This is a genomic window from Roseateles sp., from assembly GCF_052436255.1.
GTDB lineage: Bacteria > Pseudomonadota > Gammaproteobacteria > Burkholderiales > Burkholderiaceae_C > Pelomonas.
On record NZ_JBQVNP010000216.1, the window covers coordinates 1 to 5,879 of the forward strand.

At 70.1% G+C, this 5,879-nt stretch carries 4 protein-coding genes; 1 reads left to right on the plus strand and 3 read right to left on the minus strand.

Going from position 1 to position 5,879, the window contains the following annotated elements; all coding sequences use genetic code 11:
- The 3 genes from ACT6S0_RS25850 to ACT6S0_RS25860 form a co-directional block, all read right to left on the minus strand.
- On the minus strand, positions 1-757 hold a 757-nt coding region (locus ACT6S0_RS25850), incomplete at its 3' end, for a TolC family protein (protein ID WP_444766604.1).
- Positions 754-3,900: an efflux RND transporter permease subunit gene (locus tag ACT6S0_RS25855; RefSeq protein ID WP_444766605.1), complete on the minus strand. Its 3,147-nt coding sequence runs from the start codon at positions 3,898-3,900 to the stop codon at positions 754-756. The genes ACT6S0_RS25850 and ACT6S0_RS25855, both read right to left, overlap by 4 nt.
- Before the next feature lie 4 nt (positions 3,901-3,904).
- Positions 3,905-5,113, minus strand: a complete 1,209-nt coding sequence (locus ACT6S0_RS25860) for an efflux RND transporter periplasmic adaptor subunit (protein WP_444766606.1) — start codon at positions 5,111-5,113, stop codon at positions 3,905-3,907.
- 103 nt (positions 5,114-5,216) lie between these two features.
- On the opposite strand from ACT6S0_RS25860, the gene ACT6S0_RS25865 reads away from it, so the two are divergent.
- Positions 5,217-5,879 (plus strand): HAMP domain-containing protein (locus ACT6S0_RS25865; RefSeq protein WP_444766607.1); only part of this gene is annotated, 663 nt, incomplete at its 3' end.

The window sequence follows — 5,879 nt, forward strand, 5'->3', positions numbered from 1 at the left end:
CGCCCGGCAGCGGCTGGCCGGCCCGCAGTTCCAGCTGCAGGCGCGCCTGGGTCACGGCACTGGCGGCGCGCGTCGCCTCACCGCGCGCCGCCTCGAAGGCGGTGCGGGCGCGGGCGCGCTCCAGGCCGGAGGTCGCGCCGAGTTCATGGCGCCGCTCGATCAGCGACAGGCTGCGCTGCTGGCTGTCGCGCAGCTGCAATGCCAGAGCCAGGCGCTGCTGCTCGGCGGCCAGAGACAGCCAGGCATTGGCCACCTCGGCCACCAGGCTGAGCTGCGCGCTGCGCTGGGTTTCCTGCTGGGCCAGGTAGCGCGCCAGGGCCGCACCTTCCAGGCTGCCCAGGCGGTTGAAGAGGTCGATCTCGTAGCTGGCCAGGCCCAGGTTGACGGCGTAGCTGCTGGCGGTGACGCCACCGGCGGTGCGCTGGCGGCCGGCTGAGGCGCTGGCGTTAAGGTCGGGAATGCGGTCGGCCTCGGTGATGCGGTACTGCGCGCGCACACGCTCCACGACGGCGGCGCTGGCACGCAGGTTGCGGTTCTGCGCCAATGCGACGCCCACCACCTGGCGCAGCCTCGCGTCGGCGAAGAATCCGTCCCATTCATGCGCCGCGCCCGGCACCGCTTCGACCGGCGTGGCGCTGACACGGAAATCCTCGCGCAGCGGTGGCGTGCCCTTGTCGCGCGCCGGCACGAGGTTGCCGCAGCCGGCCAGCAGCAGTGTGCCGCCTGCGGCCAGGAGGGTCAGGTGTTGCCGCTTCATGCCTTCACCTCCGTCGTGACAGCAGCCGCCTTGCTGCGGCTGAACCGCTGCCTGACCCACAGATAGAACAGCGGCACGAAGAAGATGCCGAGCACCGTGGCGCTGGCCATGCCGCCAAGCACGCCGAAGCCGATGGCCTTCTGCGAGCCGGAGCCGGCACCACTGGAATAGGCCAGCGGCAGCACGCCCATCATGAAGGCCAGCGAGGTCATCAGGATGGGGCGCAGGCGCTGCCGGCTGGCCAGCAGCACGGCGTCCATCAGGTCCATGCCCCGGGCCATCAGGGTCTGCGCGAACTCGACGATCAGGATGGCGTTCTTGGCCGACAGGCCCACCGTCGTCAGCAGGCCGACCTGGAAGAACACGTCGTTGTTCTGCCCACCCAGATGGCTGGCGGCCAGCGCGCCCAGGATGCCCAGCGGCACCACCAGCATGACGCTGAACGGCACCGACCAGCTCTCGTAGAGCGCTGCCAGGCACAGGAAGATGAACAGCACCGAGACGGCATAGAGCAGCGGCGCCTGGTCGCCCGACAGGCGCTCCTGGTAGCTGCGGCCGGCCCATTCGTAGCCGATGCCCGGGGGCAGCTCGGCCAGCACTTCCTCCATCACCTGCATGGCGACGCCCGAGCTGACACCCGGGGGCACGTCGGCCTGGATCTCGTAGGCCGAGCTGCCGTTGTAGCGCACCAGCTGGCGCGGGCCGTTGATCCACTTGCTCGACGCGAAGGCGGCGAACGACACCATCTGCCCGGCGTTGTTGCGCACATACCAGTGATTGAGGCTGTCGGGCGCGGCCCGGTAGGCGCCCTCGCCCTGCACCAGCACGCGCTTGACGCGGCCGCGGTCGATGAAGTCGTTGACATAGGCGCCGCCCAGCGCGATGGACATGGTGTCGTTGATGACATTGGGCTGCACGCCCAGCACGCCGGCCTTGTGGTCGTCGATGCTGATCTGCAGCTGCGGCGTCTCGGTCAGGCTGTTGGTGCGGGTGCGGCTGAGCTCGGGGCGCTTGTTGGCCAGCTCGATGAGCTGCTCGCGCGCCTCCACCAGCTTGTCCTGGCCCAGGCCGCCCAGGTCCTGCAGGAAGAGCTGGATGCCGGCGCTGCCGCCCAGGCCGCGCACGGTGGGGGGCTGCACGATGAAGACATTGGCGTCGCGGATGCGGCGGCCCAGCTCACGCGTGAAGCGCTCGGCCAGCGCACCCGAACTCTGCTCGGGCGCCTTGCGCTCGCTCCAGTCCTGCAGGCGGATGAAGCCCTGGCCCGAGCCCTGGTCGCCACCGGCGCCGCGCACCACGTTGTAGAACTGCACTTCCTTCTGCTCGGCCAGAAAGGTCTCGAGCTGCTGCATCACCACCTCCAGGCGCTCGCTGGTCGAACCGGGCGACATGCGCACCTGGATCTGCAGACCGCCCTGGTCTTCGTCGGGCAGGAAGGACGTCGGCAGGCTCTTGTACATCCAGGCCATCGCGGCGATCACTGCCACGTAGACGGCAAAGCTGCGCACGCCGCGCCGGCTCATCCAGCTCACGCCGCGCACATAGCGCTCGGTGAAGGCGTCGAAGTGGCGGTTGAAGCCGCCAAAGAACCAGTCGAGCTGCCTGCCGAACGGCCCGCCGTGGGCCGCATGCTCGCCCTTGTGCACGGGCTTGAGCACCGTGGCACAGAGGGCCGGCGACAGCGTCATCGCCACCAGCACCGACAGCACCATGGCGCTGACCACGGTGATGGAGAACTGCCGGTAGATGATGCCGGTGGAGCCACCGAAGAAGGCCATCGGGATGAACACCGCCGACAGCACGACGGCAATGCCGACCAGCGCACCGGTGATCTCCTGCATGCTCTTCCGGGTCGCGTCCTTGGGCGACAGGCCTTCCTCGCGCATCAGCCGCTCGACGTTCTCGACCACGACAATGGCGTCGTCCACCAGCAGGCCGATGGCCAGCACCAGGCCGAACATGGTCAGCGAGTTGATCGAGAAGCCCGCCACCGCCAGCACGCCGAAGGTGCCCAGCAGCACCACCGGCACGGCGATCGCGGGGATCAGCGTGGCGCGCAGGTTCTGCATGAACAGATACATGATGGCCACCACCAGCAGGATGGCCTCGATCAGCGTCTGCACCACGCCCTCGATGGACACGCGGATGAAGGGCGTGGTGTCGAAGGTGACCGTGGCCTTGTAGCCCGGCGGGAAGAAAGGCTCCAGCTCCTTGATCTTGGCCTTGACCGCATCGCCGGTGGCCAGCGCGTTGGCGCCGCTGGCCGGGAAGATCGCCACGCCCGCGGCGGTGCGGGCGCTGGAGCGCACATTGGTCGTGTAGCTGTCGCGGCCGAGTTCCACACGCGCCACCTCGCCCAGGCGCAGCGCCGAGCCGTCGGGTTGCACACGCAGCACGACGTTCCTGAACTCCTCGGCCGTGGTCAGCTTGGAGCGCGCGGTGATGATGGCCGTCAGGCGTTGGCCGGGCGGTGCCGGCTGGGCGCCGATCTGGCCGGCCGAGACCTCGGTGTTTTGCTGCTGCAGCGCGGTGCGGATGTCACCGGGCACGAGGCTGTAGCGCTGCAGCTTCAGCGGGTCGAGCCAGATGCGCATGGCATAGCCGGAGCCGAAGACGTTGACGTCGCCCACGCCCTCGACGCGGCTGATGATGTCGACCAGCGTGCTGTTGAGGTAGTCGCCCAGGTCGCTGGAGCTGACCGCCGGGTCGTCGCTGGTCAGCATCATCACCATCAGGAAGTCGGTGCCCGACTTGGTGACGCGCACGCCCTGGGCCTGCACCGCCTGCGGCAGCCGGCTGATGATGGACTGCACCTTGTTCTGCACCTGCACCTGGGCGGTGTCGGGGTCGGTGCCGGCGACGAAGGTGAGCTGGGTGTTGGCATTGCCGGCGGCGCTGCTGCTGGACTCGATGGACAGCAGCCCGTCGATGCCCTTGAGGCTCTGCTCGACGATCTGGGTCACCGAATCCTCGATGGCCTTGGCCGAGGCGCCCGGGTAGCTGGTGTTGATGGACACGCGCGTGGGCGCGATGTCGGGGTAGCGCTCCAGCGCCAGCTGGTGGATGGCGCCGCCGCCGGCCAGCATGATGACGATGGCGATGACCCAGGCTAAGATCGGCCGGTCGATGAAAAAGGAGGCCATCGTGTCAGCCTGCCTTGGCGGCCGAGGCCGCCGACGCCGCGCCGGCCGGCGCCTTGCCCTCGCCCTTCTTCTTCGGTGTCGAACCCGCCGGCACCGGTGTCACGACCTGGTTGGGGCGGGCACGCTGCAGCCCTTCGACGATGAGCTTGTCGCCGACCTTCAGGCCGCTGGTGACCAGCCACTGGTTGCCGACCGCGCGCTCCAGCACCAGGCGGCGGCGCTCCACCTTGTTGCCCTCGCCGACGACCAGGGCCGCGGCATCGCCGGTGGGGGAGCGGGTGACGCCCTGCTGCGGCACCAGGATGACGCCGCTGTCCACGCCGGCCAGCAGCTGAGCGCGCACCACCATGCCCGGCAGCAGGCTGCCCTTGGGGTTGGGCACCGTGGCGCGCAGCGTCACCGCGCCGGTGCCGCGGTCCACCGTCACGCCGCTGACCTGCAGCGTGGCGGGCTGCGGGTGCACGCTGCCGTCCTCCAGCATCAACTTCACCTGGCGGCTGCCACTGCCGCCTTCGAGCTGGCGGCGCAGCGTCAGCATCTCGGCGCTGCTCTGCACGATGTCGACCTGCATCGGGTCGAGCTGCTGCACCGTGGTCAGGGCCTGGGTCTGGTTGGCCGTCACCACCGCGCCCGCGCTGACGGTCGAATTTTCGACGCGCCCGCAGATGGGCGCGACGATGCGCGCGCGGTCCAGCTGCACGCGGGCGGCATCCAGCGCCGCCTTGGCCACGGCCACATCGGCCTCGGCCTGCTTGAGCAAGCCGGCGCTGTCGTCGGCGGCCTGGCGGCTGATCGCATCGGCCTTCAGCAGTTCGACGTCACGCGCGGCCTTGCTGCGGGCCACGGCCAGTGAGGCCTCGGTCTTCTGCAGCGCCGCGCTAGCGCGGGCGCGCTCGGCCTCCAGGCCGGCGGCGTCCAGTTGGTAGAGCGGCTGGCCGGCCTTGACCGTCGAGCCCTCGGTGAACAGGCGCTTGAGCACGATGCCGCTGACCTGCGGGCGGATCTCGGCCACCTGGCTGGCCGACAGGCGACCGGGCAGATCCAGCTCCAGCGGTGCGTCCTGCGTGCTGACGCTCACGACGCCGACCTCGGGCGGCGGCGGCTTGGCGCCGGCCTTGGCCGCGTCGGTGCCGGCCTTGTCCTGGCACGCGCCCAGCAGCAACAGGGCCGCCAGCGCGGGGAGGGCGAGAATCTTGCGCACATGCTTGTCCATGGCGCCGCATGCTGCCAGCAGAATGTGGAGAGAGCTTGAAGTCACCTGCAGCGGCCGGGATTGCTTGCCCCGAGGGCCGCGCCGCCGCCACCATTGCCCCCTGATGATGAAGCTCAGCCTGACCGCCCGCCTGTTTGCCGCCGTGTTCAGCACGGCCATGGCCGTGGCCCTGGCCATGGGCGTGTTCACCCACGTCAACCTGAACCGCGACTTTCTCGGCTACCTCAACGAGCAGGCGGTCAACCGGCTGGACCTGGCCCAGGTCAGCGTCACCGCGGGCTACCGTGAGAATGGCGGCAGCTGGGACTTCCTGCGTGAGAAGCCCGAACTGTGGGGCCGGCTCTTGCGCCCGCGCGTGCCGGAGGGTCAGGCACCGGCGGTCAAGTCCAGCCCGGCCGAGCTGACCGGCGCCACGCGCCGCTTTGCACTGCTCGACGTCGACCGGCAGCGCATCGCCGGCTTCACACAGCCGTCTCCGCACGCTGTCGAGCGCCCGATCGTCGTCGATGGCCTGACGGTGGGCTGGCTGGTGCTGACGCCCTTCGAGTCGGTCAGCTCGGGCGCCGAAAAGCGCTTCGCCGATGCGCAGCTGCGCTCGGCGTGGGCGGTGGGCGGCGGCGCGGTGCTGCTGGCCGGCGGTGTGGCCTTCTGGGCCTCGCGCCGCCTGCTGCGCCCGGTGCGGCGCGTGGCCGAAGCCAGCCACCGCCTGGCTGCCGGCGACTACGGTACGCGCGTGCCCGTCACCGCCAGCAAGGACGAGATCGCC